At 49.0% G+C, this 18,116-nt stretch carries 16 protein-coding genes; 14 read left to right on the top strand and 2 right to left on the bottom strand.

Annotated elements, in window-relative coordinates; translation table 11 throughout:
* Window positions 1-14: 14 nt before the first annotated feature.
* Together BLV66_RS06865 and BLV66_RS06860 are read left to right on the top strand one after the other, a co-directional pair.
* Complete coding sequence (locus BLV66_RS06865) at window positions 15-1,253, top strand: peptidase U32 family protein (RefSeq protein WP_086987215.1); 1,239 nt, start codon at window positions 15-17, stop codon at window positions 1,251-1,253.
* Between the two features lie 338 nt (window positions 1,254-1,591).
* On the top strand, window positions 1,592-4,315 hold the full coding sequence (locus BLV66_RS06860; protein ID WP_086987216.1) for a cation-translocating P-type ATPase: 2,724 nt from the start codon (window positions 1,592-1,594) through the stop codon (window positions 4,313-4,315).
* A 71-nt stretch (window positions 4,316-4,386) separates the two neighbouring features.
* On the opposite strand, the gene BLV66_RS06855 is transcribed toward BLV66_RS06860, so the two are convergent.
* Window positions 4,387-5,577: an MFS transporter gene (locus tag BLV66_RS06855; protein ID WP_176974161.1), complete on the bottom strand. Its 1,191-nt coding sequence runs from the start codon at window positions 5,575-5,577 to the stop codon at window positions 4,387-4,389.
* Window positions 5,578-5,791: 214 nt separating this feature from the next.
* On the opposite strand from BLV66_RS06855, the gene BLV66_RS06850 reads away from it, so the two are divergent.
* Window positions 5,792-6,814, top strand: coding sequence for a serine hydrolase domain-containing protein (locus BLV66_RS06850; RefSeq protein ID WP_086987218.1), 1,023 nt, complete (start codon window positions 5,792-5,794; stop codon window positions 6,812-6,814).
* 363 nt (window positions 6,815-7,177) lie between these two features.
* On the opposite strand, the gene BLV66_RS06845 is transcribed toward BLV66_RS06850, so the two are convergent.
* A complete protein-coding gene (locus BLV66_RS06845) occupies window positions 7,178-8,296 on the bottom strand; it encodes a 5-methyltetrahydropteroyltriglutamate--homocysteine S-methyltransferase (RefSeq protein ID WP_086987659.1) in 1,119 nt (372 codons plus the stop codon).
* 536 nt (window positions 8,297-8,832) lie between these two features.
* Here BLV66_RS06845 and BLV66_RS06840 point away from each other — a divergent pair.
* The 11 genes from BLV66_RS06840 (at window position 8,833) to BLV66_RS06790 (ending at window position 18,094) form a co-directional block, all read left to right on the top strand.
* Complete coding sequence (locus BLV66_RS06840) at window positions 8,833-9,150, top strand: ArsR/SmtB family transcription factor (RefSeq protein WP_245826736.1); 318 nt, start codon at window positions 8,833-8,835, stop codon at window positions 9,148-9,150.
* A 22-nt stretch (window positions 9,151-9,172) separates the two neighbouring features.
* Window positions 9,173-9,406 (top strand): thioredoxin family protein, encoded by a 234-nt coding sequence (locus BLV66_RS06835; RefSeq protein ID WP_086987219.1) that lies wholly within the window; start codon window positions 9,173-9,175, stop codon window positions 9,404-9,406.
* A 201-nt stretch (window positions 9,407-9,607) separates the two neighbouring features.
* A complete protein-coding gene (locus tag BLV66_RS06830) occupies window positions 9,608-10,612 on the top strand; it encodes a permease (protein WP_086987220.1) in 1,005 nt (334 codons plus the stop codon).
* Window positions 10,613-10,645: 33 nt separating this feature from the next.
* Complete coding sequence (locus tag BLV66_RS06825) at window positions 10,646-10,879, top strand: thioredoxin family protein (RefSeq protein ID WP_086987221.1); 234 nt, start codon at window positions 10,646-10,648, stop codon at window positions 10,877-10,879.
* A gap of 177 nt (window positions 10,880-11,056) precedes the next feature.
* Window positions 11,057-11,566 (top strand): arsenic metallochaperone ArsD family protein, encoded by a 510-nt coding sequence (locus BLV66_RS06820; protein WP_086987222.1) that lies wholly within the window; start codon window positions 11,057-11,059, stop codon window positions 11,564-11,566.
* A gap of 120 nt (window positions 11,567-11,686) precedes the next feature.
* Window positions 11,687-12,031 (top strand): ArsR/SmtB family transcription factor, encoded by a 345-nt coding sequence (locus tag BLV66_RS06815; RefSeq protein WP_086987223.1) that lies wholly within the window; start codon window positions 11,687-11,689, stop codon window positions 12,029-12,031.
* Between the two features lie 52 nt (window positions 12,032-12,083).
* Entirely contained in the window at window positions 12,084-13,169 is a 1,086-nt protein-coding gene (arsB, locus tag BLV66_RS06810; RefSeq protein WP_086987224.1) for an ACR3 family arsenite efflux transporter, read from the top strand.
* A gap of 29 nt (window positions 13,170-13,198) precedes the next feature.
* Entirely contained in the window at window positions 13,199-14,866 is a 1,668-nt protein-coding gene (locus BLV66_RS06805) for an FAD-dependent oxidoreductase (RefSeq protein ID WP_086987225.1), read from the top strand.
* A 144-nt stretch (window positions 14,867-15,010) separates the two neighbouring features.
* The gene (locus BLV66_RS06800) at window positions 15,011-16,201 is read left to right on the top strand and encodes a MalY/PatB family protein (RefSeq protein ID WP_086987226.1); all 1,191 of its coding nucleotides are present in this window, start codon (window positions 15,011-15,013) and stop codon (window positions 16,199-16,201) included.
* A gap of 375 nt (window positions 16,202-16,576) precedes the next feature.
* Entirely contained in the window at window positions 16,577-17,275 is a 699-nt protein-coding gene (locus BLV66_RS06795; protein ID WP_086987227.1) for a zinc metallopeptidase, read from the top strand.
* A 213-nt stretch (window positions 17,276-17,488) separates the two neighbouring features.
* The gene (locus BLV66_RS06790; RefSeq protein WP_086987228.1) at window positions 17,489-18,094 is read left to right on the top strand and encodes a TetR/AcrR family transcriptional regulator; all 606 of its coding nucleotides are present in this window, start codon (window positions 17,489-17,491) and stop codon (window positions 18,092-18,094) included.
* Window positions 18,095-18,116 lie beyond the last annotated feature (22 nt).

Genomic DNA, 18,116 nt, shown 5'->3' with positions numbered 1-18,116 from the left:
GAGTGTATACACACATGCGAACAATAACAAAGAAGCCCGAGGTCTTGGCCCCGGGCGGAACATTGGAAAAATTGAAGACAGCCATCCATTACGGAGCTGACGCCGTTTATATCGGTGGAGAAGCGTACGGTTTGCGCAGCCGCGCAGGCAATTTCGACTATGAGGAAATGGCGGAAGCAGTCGCTTTTGCGCATAGCCATGGTTCCAAGATCTATGTCGCCGCTAATATGGTCACCCATGAAGGCAACGAGGAAGGCGCAGGCGAATTCTTCCGCACAATCCGCGATATCGGCATCGACGCGGTTCTGATTTCGGATCCCGCGCTGATGGAGATCGCCGTGACCGACGCGCCAGGATTGCCGATCCATTTGTCGACCCAGGCTTCCGCGACCAACTACCAGACGCTTAACTTCTGGGCGAGCGAAGGCTTGGAGCGCGTCGTTTTGGCTCGTGAAGTATCGATGGCAGAAATTCAGGAAATGAACGAGAAGACCGATGTCGAAATCGAAGCCTTCGTCCATGGGGCGATGTGCATCTCCTACTCGGGCCGTTGTGTCCTCTCCAACCACATGTCGAACCGTGATGCCAACCGCGGAGGCTGCGCGCAGTCTTGCCGTTGGAAATATGGCCTGTTCGATATGCCGTTGTTGGGGCAACAGAACCCTGTAGGTGCAGGCGAAGAAGGCATCGAAGAAAAATTTTCCATGAGTGCCGTCGATCTTTCGATGCTGGAGCACCTGCCCGATCTGATCGAGAGCGGCGTCGACAGCCTGAAAATCGAAGGGCGCATGAAATCGATCCACTACGTGTCGACTGTAGTCAATGTCTATCGCAAAGCCGTGGATGCTTATTGCGCCGATCCCGATCATTATGAACTGAAGCAGGAATGGGTGGATGAGTTGTGGAAAGTCGCGCAGCGCGAATTGGCTACCGGTTTCTTCTACAAGGATCCGACCGAGGATGAACAACTCTTCGGCCAACGCCGCAAAATTCCGCGCTACGGTTTCGTCGGCCAAGTGATGGCCTACGATCCGGAAACGCAGATGGCTACGATCCAGCAACGGAACAATTTCGGTGTCGGAGACGAAATCGAATTCTACGGGCCGGGATTGCGCCACAACGTGCTGACAGTGGATGCTATCTGGAACGAACACGATGAAGCAATCGACCGTGCGCCTAACGCTATGATGACCGTGATGATGAAAGTTCCTTTCGTGGTCGAGCGTTTCGATATGATCCGCAAAAAGAAATGAAAAAGCGAAGGCTTCAAATTTGCTTTCTGCTGACCTGTCGTTTATAGTAAAAAAGAATTAAATAGAAGTTTTCCGTAGGGGAGTAACTAGCAGCCGAGCTGCGGCAATGCCAACAATAAGTAGATCCGAGAGGACCTTCTGGCATTGCCTTAAATAGTGAGACTTACGCCTACCGTTTCTTGAGAGAAACGGTAGCGCGTAAGTCTCTTTTTTATTTCTCAATTGCGGGAAAAAATGGGGTGAAAGCGGCAGAAACGTGATGCAAGGATAGGGAAAACGATACAACGGTGAACCATGAAAATAGATGAGAACAGATGACTAAAACAGGGGGATAACGAATGGAAAATGAAAAAATAGGCACAAAAACGCTGGAAGCAAAACGGAATGCGGGCCATCCACACAAGAACAAGCCGGGGGGAACTTCCTTGGCGGCATACCAGAAAAGTCTGGAGACAATCTTTACGGAAACTGGCAGCACTAAGGAAGGGCTCGATGAGCAGGTCGTCGGAACTAGACAGGCAGAATGTGGATTCAATGAACTAGCGACGAAGGAACGGGATTCGGTTCTGAAGTTGTTTGTAGAGACCTTCAAGGATGCGATAGTCATCGTATTGCTGGCTGTCGCCACGATTCAGATGGTCATGGGACATGCGGCAGAATCCTTGATTATTTTTGCTGTGCTGATAATCAATGCGATCGTCAGCGTCATCCAGACCCGTAAAGCGGAAGGTTCGCTGGATGCCTTGAAGAGCCTGTCCGCTCCGATGGCTAAGGTAAGAAGGGCTGGCGCAAGGCTGACCATTCCGGCAAGGGAATTGGTTGTCGGCGACATCGTCAGCCTCAACGCCGGCGATTATGTCCCGGCGGACGGTCGCCTGATTGAAGCTGGGTCGCTGAAGGTGGATGAAGGGATGCTGACCGGGGAGTCCATTCCTGCGGACAAAGCGGTTAAGGATATCAACGGCGCTGTCACGATAGGCGATCGCTCCAATATGGTGCACAGTGGGACGCTGGCGGTATACGGCCGCGGCGAGTTCGTCGTCACGGGCATTGCCAATGACACGGAAATTGGTAAAGTGGCGAACCTATTGGAAAATGCGCTGGCCAAGCAAACGCCGCTGCAAAAGAATCTGGAGCACTTCAGCAAAAAATTGGGAGTGGGCATTCTGATGCTTTCCGGCCTCATTTTCGGTATCCAGTTCATCCGCATGCTGGGGGGAGGCACAACAGACATGGGCGCAGGAATATTGAGCGCCTTCATGTTCGCTGTAGCCGTGGCTGTTGCCGCCATCCCGGAAGCCCTGCAGTCGATTGTGACGATTGTACTTTCGATAGGCACGAAAAAGATGGCCAAGCAAAACGCAATCATCCGCAAGTTGCCCGCAGTGGAAACGTTGGGGTCGACAAGCATCATCGCCACCGACAAGACTGGAACCTTGACACAGAACAAGATGACGATCGTCGATCATTATTTGGCGAACGGCCAATCCGGCATCTTCAACGATCAGCCGCGGACGTGGTCATTTGATGAGCAGAGATTGATGCAAATCGCTGTCTTGGCAAACGATGCCAGCATCAACACGGAAGGGCAGAAATTGGGGGATCCCACGGAAGTTGCGATGGTCGTCTTCAGCAACAAAATGAACCAGCCGTTTGGCGAGCTGCGGGAAACCTATCCCCGCGAAGCAGAGTTGCCTTTCGATTCGGAACGAAAGCTGATGTCAACGGTCCACACAATCGATGGCGAACGCGTGCTCCTGACTAAAGGAGGTCCTGATGTCGTATTTGGGCGCAGCACCAAAATATTGATCAACGGTGAGGTGTTGCCGTTGACGAAGGAGCTGATGAGGGAAGTCAAGGAACAGAACGAACATTTCTCAAGACGCGCCCTGCGTGTGCTGGCTTTCGCATACAGGCCGCTGGAGGAAAAAGAGGCGCGCGATTTCAACGTGGAGCACGATCTGATCCTGGTCGGACTCATGGCGATGATCGATCCGCCACGAGAAGCGGTATATGCCGCGGTTGAGGAAGCGAAGAAGGCCGGCATCAAGACCGTGATGATCACCGGCGACCACAAAACAACGGCGCGCGCAATTGCCCGCGACATCGGCATTGCGGATGAGGAAGACCTCGCTTTGACTGGACAGGAGCTGGACAACCTCAGCGATCGGGAATTGGATGGTATTTTGGAGCGGGTATCCGTCTATGCTCGGGTATCTCCAGAAAACAAAATCCGGATTGTCCGCGCCTGGCAGAACAAAGGCCATGTCACCGCAATGACGGGTGACGGGGTGAATGATGCGCCGGCTTTGAAGCAGGCTGATATCGGCATCGCCATGGGCAGCGGAACGGATGTAGCGAAAGAGGCGGCAGCGATGGTGCTGACCGACGATAATTTTGTTTCCATCGTCAGCGCGGTCGGAGTCGGCCGGAACGTCTATGACAACATCAAGAAAGCCATTGCCTATCTATTCTCTGGAAATCTGGGGGCGATCATCGCCATTATCGCGGCTCTCCTGATGGACTGGGTGAATCCGTTCACTGCCCTGCAGCTGCTGTTCATCAACTTGGTCAATGATTCCATTCCCGCGATTGCTTTGGGGATGGAGAAGGGCGAGCCTGACGTGATGTCCCGCAAACCAAGGAATCCAAACGAGGGCATCTTCTCGGGCGATACGCTTGTTTCGGTCATCTACCGCGGGGTGCTGATCGGCGCAGCCGTCATCCTTTCGCAATACATCGGACGCGGCTACTCGGCTGAAATGAGTGTAGCCATGGCATTCTCTACCTTGATCATCGCGCGCACCTTGCAGATATTCCCGGCCCGTTCAAATTCTCAGACGGCCATCGGAGCAGGCTTCTTTACGAACAAATATGTCCTCTATGCCGTAGCATTCTGCAGCACACTGTACGCAGCGACTTTGTTGCCGACGGGACGCGGCATCTTCTCGATACCTGCCGACTTCGGTTTGGTGCATTTCGGGATGGCGGCAGGATTGGCTTTGGCCGCGGTCGCATTGATGGAAGCGACGAAGCTGATCATCAGACGAGTCAGGAACTGATAGCTGTATCAAAATAAAAAAACGGCCAGGGAAATTGGATTCCCTGGCCGTTTTTGTTATTAAAGTTGTCATCAAGAAAAAAGGCGTTCTTTCGGTTGTGCCGGTACTTTGAACAGTAAGGCGATCACCGCAGCGATGACCGTGAAGACGAAAAGGAGCAGGTAAAGGTAATTCAGCCCGATTGTGTCGATGATGGGGCCGGCCATCAATTGGAAGAAGATGGTGCCGATGTTCCTGGAGAGCATAGCGACGACGGCTGTTCCAGTGGCGATCAGTTTCCGGTTCAATAAGGTGGAGACCATCTTGAGGTTCAGCATGATGAAAGTGCCGGAAGCGAAAAACTTGGTCAGGACGGTCGCAATGGAAAGCACCAGAAAGTCGCTCGAAAGGAAATTGATCAGATACTCTATCCCCGACAGGAACAAAATGGCTAGAAGGAGCTGTTTGTTAGTGAAATGGTCCATGAAGCGGTGCGACAACGCCATCGCGATGACTTCCGCAAACAGGGCCACTGTTAGGGTAGTGCTGACAAGTGCGACTGGAGCACCCGTATCGGTCAAAAGCAACGGCAGATAACTGGTGTTGACCGTGTTCGTGCCGAAAATGATGAACGCCAAAAGCAGATAAGTGATGAAAAGTTTGTTCTGGAAGATGTTCTTGAGTGTATTGCCTCCGGGAGTATCCTCCTGCTTCTCGGATGAATGCACGGGAGCGGAAGTCGGTTGCTCCGGTTTAGGCAAGAGATAAAGGAACACAATGCTTGCACAATAACAGGCGAGATAGAGCACAAAAATCGATTTCGGAGACACAAAATCGTAAATGATCCCAGAAATCTGTTGCCCGGCAGCATAGCCGATTGTTCCCCAGAGGCGAATTTGGCCGAACCTGTAAGGGCTGTTGGCCGCAAGCACATCGAACAGCGGTGCGAGCCCTAAGGTGATGGCGTTCGCCAAACCATAAACGAGCCCGAAGAGCCAGTTGCCTGTGAAGAAAAAGAGTCCACAGCTGATGAAAGCTGAAATCAACACATAGATGGTGACCGTTTTGCGGGTTCCCCATTTTTCATTTGAATACCCGATAAGTCCTTGGATGATGAGTGCGATTATGTTTGAAAGGATAAGGATGAATGAAATTTCCGACCCGCTTTTTCCCAAGTCGCGCATGTAGACGGTGATCAATGATGATAAAGCCGCCATGGACATAAAGTAGAAGATGAATAATATCACGTATTGCTGATACAGACGCTCCTTAAAATACCCCATCGAATTACATTCCCCCAATAAGTTCACTAGTATACAATATTCTAACACATGATCCGCTGATAAGGCTGTTTCTTTCTTAAATTGAAAAGTGCTTCGCAAATCTCGCGCCATTCTTCCCCAAAATTGTAAAAAGCATTCGAAAGGTGCCGCGCATCAGGCTTCGGATGCGTTATAATGATAGACAACTATAATGATGGAAAGGAGGCGCCTACTGATGTATCCAGAAACCCAAGAGAAAATCGCCGAAATGTTGGAAGGGAGTGTTTTCCCTGGGGCGACCTATACATTCATCGACAAGGACGAAACGGAAACTCACCTAATTGGGTCAGCGGCGATCCTGCCAGAGTGGGAAGCTTTGCGGGAGGGCATGCTCTATGATGTGGCTTCTTTGACGAAGGTGATTGTCACGACGACGCTGCTGCTTCAACTGCACGAGGAAAGGGAAATCGACTTCGAAGATCCGGTGCGGGCGTATCTGTCGGCATTTCCTTCCACTGCGGTAACGATCCGGCACCTGCTGACGCATACGTCAGACTTGAAAGGCTATATCAAAAATCGCGATACTCTGTCAGGCGAGGAGCTCGCTGCCGCCTTGATAGCCCTTGAGCCGGGAGAAAACCTCGGGGAAAAAGTGGTCTATACCGACACCGGATTGATCTTGGCAGGCTTCATCATCGAGAAGCTGACAGGGAAATCGGTTGAGGAAAACTTTGAGCAACGCATCAAGCAGCCGCTAGCCATGATGGGCAGCACCTACAAACCGATCGATGCGATGCGTTGCGTTCCGACGCAAAACCATCCGACCAGGGGCGTTATCCGGGGTGTTGTGCACGATCCCAAAGCGCTTGTCTTGGATAGGCATTGCGGGAGCGCCGGGTTGTTTGCGCCGATGCAGGATCTGATCCGATTCAGCCAAATGCTGCTGCATTTCGGAGAGTGGGAGGGCCAGCGGATTTTGTGGAAAGAGAGTGTCCAAGCCTTGCTGCAGGATTGGGGAGGCGTTCTGAGCCAGCCGCGCTCGTTGGGTTGGAACCTTTTTCAGGATAAGGAAGACTTTGTCTTGTGGCATACCGGCTACACCGGCACCTTCATGATACTGGATCCAAACCGGCAAAAAGCATTTCTGTTGCTTTCGAACCGGGTCCATCTCGAAGACCGCAGGCCGGAATGGATAGCGGTCCGCGATGAGCTGATCGCTATCTATTTAAAGGAAGCCAACGCAGAAAAAGAAGAATAACAAAAAACGCCACTTTTCGGGTGGCGTTTTTCGCTGTCCTTTGATGGACCATATCCTTTAGAAAGTGGACGGCAAAGTTGCAGCTTCACCATTCGGTTCGGAGGTCTAAAGAAAAAGAGTAAATTCTCTCAGTAACTTCAGAGTATACAGTGATACTCTGAATATAGTATGACAGCTCATTAACATTTTGAATAGTAGCAAATGAGAATATTCACATGAAAACTAACGACCGGACCCGTGGGTACAGCCAACGCCTGCTCGCTGTCAAGCCAAAAAAACGCATCACCACTCAGAAAATGAGTGGGGATGCGTTTTTTGTTGTCGGGATTGTTGAGTGCTCCGACCCAACAATTCAACAAATTGTCAGTCTCCCCAGACTTCGTCAGCGATTTGTTTGACCAATGCCAATTTAGCCCATTGTTGTTCTTCTGTCAGATTGTTTCCTTCTTCAGTTGAAGCGAAGCCGCATTGCGGACTCAGGCATAATTGCTCCAAAGGCACATATTTGGTTGCTTCAGCAATCCGCGCTTTGACTTCGGCGATATCCTCCAGTTCCGGCGTCTTTGAAGTGATCAGGCCCAGGATGATTTGGCCATCGCCTTTGTAGTAGCGCAATGGTTCGAACCCACCAGCACGGTCAGTATCATATTCAAGGAAGAAACCATCAAAGCCGGTTTCGCCGAACAGCTCTTTCGCAACAGGCTCATAAGCGCCTTCCTGCGAATAGGATGAACGGAAGTTACCGCGGCAAATATGCGTCGTGACGACTAGATCTTCAGGCAAACCAATCTGGATGTTTTTAACGTTTTCAGTAGCGACGCGCTTCAATTCATCATAAGTTTCCTGAGAACCGAAAATTTCCAGCGCTTTGTCCGAACAAAGGTCGCCCCAGAAAGTGTCATCGATCTGGATGTAACGGTTGCCCAGCGAATAGAAGTGCAGGATCGTGTCGCGGTATGCCTGCTGCAGGTCGGCAGCGTACTCCTCCAAAGTAGGATAAAATTCTTCGTTGCGGAAACCGAGGCGGATCAATTGGTTCGGGCTCGGAATCGATACTTTCGCAACGGCTCTGTCGCCGACTGCTTCAGCCAAGAAAGCATAGTCCGCAAAGAAGGGGTGTTCCGGATTAAAGGCGATCTTGCCGATATTACGCACGCTGTGGGCGCTGGTCACAACGTTGTGGAATTGTTTGCCTTGCGCAGCAAGATAACCCTCAAAGCCCAAGAGATTCTCAAGAAAATCGAAATGCCAATAAGAGCGTCTGAACTCGCCGTCCGTGATGCCTTTGTAGCCAAGTGCAATCTGTTTGTCGACGATGCGCGTGATCTCAACATTTTCGATTTCGCGCAAGGCTTCCTTCGTGATTGAGCCTTCAGCTAGCTCTTTTCGGGCTTTTTTGATGCTTTCGGGACGCAGGAAGCTTCCTACGTGGTCTGCGCGGAAGGGCGCTTTCGTTCTGCTTAAAGTTGTTTGGGTTGTCATGATATTTTCCTTCTTTCGTTTGTTTTTTTGTAAAAAAATACGTCCTTGCGCATTGTGCTGCGCAAGGACGTATGAAAGATTCATCGTGTTACCACCTTGTTTCAGAAAAACCTCTCGATTTTTCCCTTAACCAGTACGCCGCAGCAAATCGCTGTTCTGGGATACTGTGATGCTGTAACGGGCATTCCCGTGGAGGGCTAAGGTTCTAAAAGAGCGTTCGCCGGCCACTCACTCGAAGACCATTTTCCGGATAGCATCCCTGTCCTCTTCTCAACTGCCGAGGTTCTCTGTGCATTTCGTCCATCCGTACTTATCTTTTCAATGTGAATTTATTTTGAAATTTAAATACATAATAACAAGCGGATAAGAATCAGTCAAACCTTTTTTCATCAATTTTTCATCTCGAGTCATTTTAACATGCTTTTTTTCTGTCCAAGAAGGGAATTGTAATTCATGCTGTGAGGGTATATACTTCACATAGATAGATGTCTATGTGCAGGCCGCCAAGAGCGACAGAGCGAGCTGAAGTGCCTTAAATGACAGCAGGAAAAGAGGAAATAAATATGGCAATCGAATACAAAACCTATGTGAAATGTCTGAAAGTATTATCGGACGAAACCAGATTGGAAATCATGGATTTATTGTCGGAAGGCGAAATGTGCGCCTGTGCATTATTGGATCAATTTTCAATCACACAACCAACCTTGTCTTATCACATGAAGATGATGAAAGATTGCGGCCTTGTGGACAGCAGAAAAGATGGTATTTGGGTCAAATATTCCGTGAATCATGAAAAGTTGGATGAACTGAAGGACTTTTTCCAGACAATGGCCAAGCAAAGCACAACTGTATAGTACGAGAGAGCAGGGGATGGAAATGGAAATCAAAATACTGGGACCAGGATGCCGCAACTGCGAGAAACTACAGGCAAATGCAACCGAGGCACTGAAGACAATCGGCATGGAAGCCACCATCACCAAAGTGGAAGAACCGAAAGAAATCGCAAAATACGGCATCATGCAGACACCGGGGCTGGTCATCAATGAAAAGGTCGTCTCCTATGGGCGGATCTTGACGCCCAAGCACATTGCAGAACTGCTGCAAAAGTGACGAACAGAGAAATACACCTATCTTTGGATGGAAAAACTGCGAAAATCGGGGTTTGGCTCCGGCATGATCGCAGCTTTTTTGAAGCCATCAACTACCCGAAAACGACACATTGACATTTATCTATGTGTCGGCATATACTATCACATAGATAAACATCTATGTGATAGATTGAAAAATATAAATTAGAAGGTGCAGTTCATCATGGGAATTTTTCAATGGTTAAATGATCAGTTATTAAAAATGCAGTGGCTTAGCGATTTGGTTGGTGTGCTTGTCCGGGATGTCTTCGGTTTGGACCTCGCCAGTAGGGTAGGCGCCAGTATCCATTTCTTCATCTACGACGTCATCAAAATTTTCATTCTGTTGTCGGTGCTGATTTTTTCCATTTCATACGTGCAAAGCTTCTTTCCACCTGAGCGGACGAAGAAAATATTGGGACGCTTTGATGGAATCACCGCCAATATTCTGGCGGCATTATTGGGGACGATTACACCGTTCTGTTCCTGTTCTTCAATTCCGCTTTTCATCGGGTTCACCGGATCAGGATTGCCGTTGGGTGTGACGTTTTCGTTCCTGATCTCTTCACCGCTTGTCGATTTGGCATCGATCATCCTCTTGGCCAGCATCTTCAACTGGAAGATTGCCATCGCCTATGTCGTTGTGGGATTGATCCTTGCGGTTGTCGGCGGAACCTTCATCGGGAAAGCGCACCTGGAGGACCAGGTCGAATCCTTTGTGTTCGGCAGCCCGACAATTGAACTGGAGGAAGCCGAGTTGACAAGGAAAGACCGTGTCGATTATGCGGTCGATCAGGTGAAGGAAGTCGTCCAGAAAGTATGGATTTACGTGCTTCTTGGGGTCGGCATCGGGGCTGCCATCCACAACTGGATCCCCGAATCTGTCATCACAGCTCTACTGGGCCAGGATAAATGGTATTCGGTATTGGTGGCAACATTCGTCGGCATTCCGATGTACGCAGATATTTTCGGGACGCTGCCCATCTCCGAAGCGCTTGTCGCAAAAGGTGTCGGATTAGGAACCGTATTGTCCTTCATGATGGGCGTGACGGCGTTGTCCTTGCCGTCGATGGTCATGCTGAAGCAGGTCGTCAAACCGAAATTGTTGGGGCTTTTCTTTGGGATTGTGGCAGTCGGCATTGTCATCATCGGCTATGTATTCAATTTCTTGGGACCTATTTTTATGTAAGCAAATCAAAAATAATAAGCTGGAGGAATCATCATGGAAATCAAAATTTTGGGTATAGGCTGCAAAAATTGCGTGAATCTGGCCAAAAACACGGAAGAGGCATTGAAGGAATTGGGGATGGAAGCGACCATCACAAAAGTGACCGACATGAAGGACATCGCCAAATATGGCATCATGCGCACACCGGGATTGGTCATCGACGAGAAAGTCGTATCCTACGGTAAAGTCGCCAGTACGGAAGAAATCGCAGAAATGTTGAAAAAATAAGCAAGTTATCAAAAGTGTGGGGAAGAGAAACATTTATCCCCGCACTTTTTTTGTTTCTTGTTGAATTCAGCATTGACTGTAGATAGAAGAAAATCTATATTATAAGAGTACCAATATTTAATTGAAATCAATACAAGATTCACCTTTAAATAGAAAGAGAATAAGGAGACACGAAAAATGACAAACATCACTATTTTTGAACCGGAAACAAGCAGCAGCTTGTTCAGCAGCCAGGATGCCTTGCGCATTGCAGCGGTAATGGAGGCCTTGGAAGGATTGGAAAATTACGAGGCATTGCTTTTTAATTTGACGGATGATGCGGATCAGTTCGCGCTCAACAAGGCCGTTAACGAAAAAATCGAGGCAGAAGGCAATAGCGTGTTGCCGATCACAGTCGTGGACGGAGAAATCGTCAAGAGCGGTGGCTATCCGACCAACGATGAAATCACAAGCTATATCGGCGTCCGCTTCATTGAAGAATCGGAAGGCTCTTGTGGTCGCGGAGGCTGTGGTTGTGGCGGTTCGGAGGAATTTGCCGAAACAGAAAAGGTAGAAAAAGAAGAATCAGGTTGCGGTTGCGGCAACAGCGAAAAAGGCGGCTGTGGCTGCGGTGGACAGGGCCATCACCACAACCATGAGCATGCGGGAGCAGCACATGGCGGTTGCGGATGTAACCACGGTCATTAAGACTGATTGCCATCCCTCGCATCATCTGAAGAAGCACTCGAGTCGTGGCTTATACATGCCTCGAGTTTCTTTTTCCACGATACATAGATAAACTTCTATATTTAAGGAGAATCAGCGATCATGGATTATGAAAATTATGCAAAAATCGCAAAGGCTTTGGCCGACTCGAAACGCGTCAAAATTGTTGATATGCTTTCCTGCGGGGCCATGTGTGCCTGCGACATACTGGAACATTTCGATTTTACCCAGCCTACTTTGTCCCATCACATCAATCTGTTGGTGAAGGCGGGATTGGTGACGACGGAAAAATCTGGCACGTGGCATTATTACGACCTGAATAAAGACGCCTTCGAAAAATTCAAGACGGATACAGCGGAACTGATGGCCAATACACCGGCATGTATCTGCGAACCGGTACGGTCAAAAGTTGTGTGCGGAACGGAAGAAAAAGAACTGATCAAGTGACGATAAAATAGTGCTGTAAAGAGCGGAAAACAATAAATGGGGGTATAATAAAATGAGTGGAAAAGAGCAATCAAGCATTTCATTCTTCAATAAATATCTGAGTGTCTGGGTAGCAATCTGTATGGTGGTGGGGGTTTTAATCGGCAAATATCTGCCGGCCATACCTGAATTCTTCGGGAAATTCGAATACGCGAACGTCTCCATTCCGACGGCCGTATTGATCTGGGTCATGATCTATCCGATGATGATGAAGGTGGATTTCCAAAGCGTCCGGGATGTCGGGAAAAATCCGAAAGGACTTTATGTCACTTGGGCAGTGAACTGGCTGATCAAACCGTTTACCATGTATGCTATTTCCGCTTTTTTCTTCTTTGTAGTTTTCCAAAATTTCATTACGCCCGAGTTGGCGACGGAGTATTTGGCCGGTGCGATTCTGCTGGGAGCTGCCCCTTGTACCGCAATGGTGTTTGTATGGAGCCAATTGACAAAAGGCAATCCGGCGTATACAGTCGTTCAGGTTGCGACCAATGATCTGATCATCCTGGTTGCTTTCATTCCGATCGTCAAATTTTTATTGGGCGTCAGCAATGTTACAGTTCCTTGGGACACCTTGATCCTGTCCGTAGTGTTGTTCGTTGTGATTCCGTTGGTCGGTGGCGTTTTGACGCGGATCTTCGTCACAAAGAAAAAAGGCGTCGCTTATTTCGAAAAAGATTTTCTTTCGAAATTTGATGGCGCAACTACTGCAGGGCTTTTATTGATGCTGGTCTTGCTGTTCTCTTTCCAAGGAGAGGTCATCCTGGAAAATCCGTTGCATATTTTGATGATCGCGGTACCCTTGATCCTGCAGACATTCCTGATTTTCTTCATTGCCTATTTGGCAAGCAAAGCATTGAAGCTTCCGTATAATATTGCTGCACCTGCCGGGATGATCGGTGCATCGAACTTTTTTGAATTATCTGTCGCGGTTGCCATCGCATTGTTCGGAATGGATTCTCCGGCAGCATTGGCTACGGTAGTAGGCGTCCTGACTGAAGTGCCTGTAATGTTGATTTTGGTGAAAATCGCCAATTCTACAAGACACTGGTTTCCCGAAGAAGAAAAAAGTATTGCGAATCCTGTAAAAACGGTAAAATAAGCCACCTTAACTGAAAAGGAGAAATTATTATGAAAATCATCGTAATCGGTTCAGTAGCTGCGGGCACCTCCGTTGCAGCGAAAGCGCGCAGAAACACTGAGGAAGCAGAAATAGTCGTCTATGACCAAGGGAAAGACATCTCCTATTCCGTCTGCGGTATCCCCTACAAAATCGGTGGGGAAGTCGATTCAGTGGATCGCCTGACGCCGCGGGATGCAAAATGGTTCAAAAAGAGATATGATGTCTCCATCTTTACGGAACACAAAGTGACGAAAGTGGATCATGAAGCCAAAAAGATTCAAGTTAAGGATCTGAAGAGCGGCGAAATCAAAGAGGACGCTTACGATGTGTTGGTTTTCGCGACAGGTGCGGCGCCACTTACGCCTCCCCCGTTCGATCAGGGTGCTTACGATAATGTCTTCCATGTCCGCAACATCCAGGACCTTCGTGACATTGAAAGTTATTCGGAAGCGAAACAACCAAAAAAAGCACTGATCATCGGTGCCGGTTTCATCGGTCTGGAAATGGCCGAACAGCTTGTGCATAAAGGCTGGGACGTCACCATCGTTCAGTTGGAAAATCAAGTGATGCCACCGATGGATGCGGATATGGCTTTCCGGGTGGAAGAAGTGTTGATGGCCAATGGAGTGCATTTGCACCTCGGGGATACGGTCAAGACCATCGAAGGTAAGGGGGCCGTCAAAAAAGTGGTGACGACAAAAGGCGCCACCATTGAAACGGATATTGTCATCCTGGCTGCCGGCGTGCGTCCGAATATCCAACTGCCGAAGGAAATCGGCGTCACAATCGGAGCTACGGGTGCGGTTGCTGTCAACAGCAAAATGCAGACGAATCTTCCGGATGTTTATGCGGTCGGCGATGTGGCTGAAAGCTTCTCCGTCATCACAGGCAAACCGATTTACCGTCCATTGGGCTCTACGGCCAACAAGATGGGACGGATTGCCGGTGATGTGATTACAGGTGGAAATCTGGAACATCGTGGGGTGCTGGGTACCGGTATTTTCCGGGTATTCAATCTGCATGTCGGCCAGACTGGCATGACCGAAAGGGAAGCGAAGGCAGCCGGTTATTCCGTGGAAATCCTTTATAACATCAAGCCTGACCACGCTGAATACCTTGGCGGCAAGGAACTGATCATCAAGGCCTTGGCGGATAAAGCTTCCGGACGCGTTTTGGGTGCTCAAATTGTAGGAACTCAAGGTGTGGACAAACGGATCGATGTCCTTGCCACAGCCATCACCTTCAAGGCGAAAGCGGAAGATCTGTTCCATTTGGACCTGGCTTATGCCCCGCCGTTCGCAACGACAAAAGATCCTATCCATTATACAGGCATGGCGTTGGATAACGCCTTGCACGGAAATCCTTTGATGACGCCGGCCCAATTGGTCGAAACGCAACATAAAGGCGAAACCATCCAAGTGGTCGACACGCGTTCCGCCAAGGACTTCGAGAAGGGGCACGTCCAAGATGCAATCCACATCCCGTTAGGGGAACTGCGTGCACGCGCCGGTGAGCTTTCCAAAGAGATTCCGACAGTTACCTACTGCAATAAGGGAGTAACCGGAAATGCCGCTCAGAATGTCTTGATCAATTTAGGCTTCCAGGAAGTCTACAACCTTTCCGGCGGCAACAAAAATTATCAAAGTTACCTCAAAATGCTGAAGAGAAAAAGCTGATAGGTGAGGCGCTGAATGTATGGGAAAAATGGAGTATCCGAAATGGATTCTCCATTTTCTTTGCATTAAAATCTGATTAGGGGTGGCAATTGTCAAAACGAATGTTAGAATGAAAAGTAAGTCAAATGTTGGGAGGATGCATTCATGAATTATGATTTTGAAACGCCCGTCAACCGGAGCAACACCGGTTCCGAAAAATGGGCAGCCATGTACAGAAGCAATCCGAATGTGGGAAAGGATGTTTTTCCTTTTTCCGTAGCGGATTTGGACATAAAGACAGCACCGCAGATCGTCAAAGGGCTGCAGGAATATATCGAAACAGCCGTGATGGGCTATGATCTGCCGACCGAAGACTATTACCGCGCAATCATCAACTGGATGGGCAACCGCCATTCTTGGGAAATCAAGAAGGAATGGATCATCTGCACACCGGGCATCATCGCGGCGTTCTATTCTGCTATTCGGGCATACACCGAACCGGGTGACGGCGTCCTTTACATGGGACCGGTCTATTACCCATTCATGAAGTCGATCAAAAACACGAAACGGACGTTGATCAACAATTCGTTGGTCCGCAACGGAGATCGTTACGAAATCGATTTTGAAGGTTTAGCTGAAAAAGCCAAAGATCCGAACATAAAACTGATGCTGTTTAGTAACCCGCATAATCCGGTCGGCCGCGTCTGGACCAAAGCGGAACTGGCGAAAGTGGTCGATATCTGTGCCGCCAATGATGTCGTGATTTTGGCGGATGAAATCCACCACGATCTGATCATGCCCGGCCATATATTCACACCGATGGCAGCCATATCCGAAGCAGCAGCGGACATCTGTATCACAGCAACCGCCGCCAGCAAGTCCTTCAATATCGCGGGCCTGCGCAATTCCAACGTCATCATTTCGAATCCGGAGCTCCACAAGGCATTCAAGATGGATATGGAAATGACCGGCATCGGCGGAGGAACAAACGTCATCGGCTTGAAGGCGACAGAGATCGCTTATACGGCAGCCGAGGACTGGCTGGAAGAGTTCAAAGCTTTGATCTGGCACAACCACGAGACGTTAAAGGATTTCTTGGCGAAGGAACTGCCGGAAGTGACCGTCTTCGATCTGGAAGGAACTTATCTGCAATGGATGGACTTCAGTGCCTTCGGTTTGTCGCACAAGCATTTAGAAACCATCACAGAGCAGGAAGCGCAAGTGTTCCTGGATGAAGGCTACATATTCGGGGACGAGGGCCGCGGATATGAGAGAATCAGCCTAGGAGCTCCAACGAAAACGCTGATGGAAGCGATGGAACGCCTAGTCACAGTCATGAAAAAATACCGGAAATAAAATCAATAGAGCAACTGGGGGCTGTCTCATTCGAGGCAGCCCTTGATTTGGAGTAAACGTAGATTGCAGCAGCAACTTGTGCTGCTCCTGTGAATGGAGGCTTGGCCGGAGTTCAGCCAACATTTTTTTGTGTTCTCCTATGAGGCCAACTTCCCTGGAGCTGCGCCCAGAGGTCACTGACGTCCTCCGGTGGGCGGAGCCTCGCCGGAGCAGGGGCCACCTTGAACTGTTTTCCTCCGGCCAACCGGAGTCTGGTTATGCATATAACGAATATCTAAAGAATTTGATAAAATTACACAACCGTAAGCATTCTTCACCTTTTCTTCATAATCGGATGCTATACTGTAGAGTAACTAAAAGAAAGGTTGATGAGACATGTTGTATCCATTCTTCGATAGCACCTATATATTGATCATCCTCGGTATCGTGGTTTCCATGATTGCTTCGGGATTCGTCAAACGTACCTTCAATACCTATAACAAAGTGAAAAGCCAAAACGGTTACACTGCTACGGATGCAGCACGCTTCATCCTTGAGCAATCAGGCATCCATGATGTGCAGATCGAGCGCGTCCGCGGAGATCTGACCGACCACTACGACTCGCGCGCCAAAGTATTGCGTCTTTCCGACACGACAGCCAACTCGACTTCGGTTGCGGCTATCGGCGTCGCTGCCCATGAAGTCGGTCACGCGATCCAGGATCAAAAAAATTACATTCCGTTGCGCATGCGTGCCGGTTTGGTCCCGGCCGCCAATTTAGGTCAGACGCTTTCCATGCCGATGATCATGATCGGTGTGTTCGCAGGCATGAACCAGACGTTCCTCAATTTGGGGATCCTCTTTTTCTCGTTCAGCTTCCTATTCCAGGTGGTCACTTTGCCTGTCGAATTCAATGCATCCGGCCGAGCTCTGAAGATCCTGTCGAACGGCGGCATCCTGAATGCTCAAGAAGTACCGAAAGCCCGCAAAGTTCTTGTCGCAGCAGCCATGACATATGTCGCGGCGGCCTTCATGAGCTTCCTGCAACTGCTCCGTCTGCTGATGCTTTTCGGCGGCGGAAGCAACGATGATTAATTGATGGAAACGGCGTAAACCTGTATCACTTCCGAAAAAAACTGCTTCGGTCCACTTTAATGGACTGGGGCAGTTTTTTTGTCGTGCCAGACCATCTGAACCGCGGCCGTTAAACTTGTTATCTCGGGGTGGCTATACTATAATCATGTTAGCATTTTGGGAGTCTATATCAGAAAATAATTCCAAATAAGACTCTGGAAGCAGGAGCTAATCATGAATCCTAATAAACAATCGCAAGACAAGCGCGTTATAGCCACAAAGAAAAACCTGTTGCATGCGTTGATAACCCTGCTGGAAGAAAAATCCATCGAAGAAGTGACGGTGAGGGAACTTACCGGACGGGCAAAAGTGAATCGGGGAACTTTTTACCTGCATTACGTAGATAAACATGATCTGTTGGAGAAAAATATCGATGCGCTGATCCTGGAACTCCAGAACCGAGGAAAAGCCATCACGACAACGGTTTTATCCGATGCAGCAGAAATAGAATTCAGGCAAATAACGGTTGAAGCGTTCACGGATATCTTCAGTTACATCAAAGAAAATGAGCGCTTCTTCAGTGTTCTTTTCAACGGGCGAAGCAGCTACTCCTTTCCGCTCAAATTCAACACCTATCTGAGGGGACGATTGGAGGAACAGCTCCGGTCGAAAAAAACCGTCATACCCTATGAACACTGGATCACCGCCGTTTCCTTCGCCTACCAAGGGATGATCTACTCCTGGGTGACGAACGGCATGAAAGACTCACCGGAACGGATGGGAGAGTATGGGTATTATTTCATTTCCCAAAGCGTGGTGGAAATAACCAGAGGAACATGATCGTTCCGTAAATTAGCATGTT

Source organism: Trichococcus collinsii (assembly GCF_900107505.1).
Classification (GTDB): Bacteria; Bacillota; Bacilli; order Lactobacillales; family Aerococcaceae; genus Trichococcus; species Trichococcus collinsii.
The sequence above is the reverse complement of the archived record's forward strand: the minus strand, read 5'-3'. Positions and strand labels throughout refer to the sequence as shown.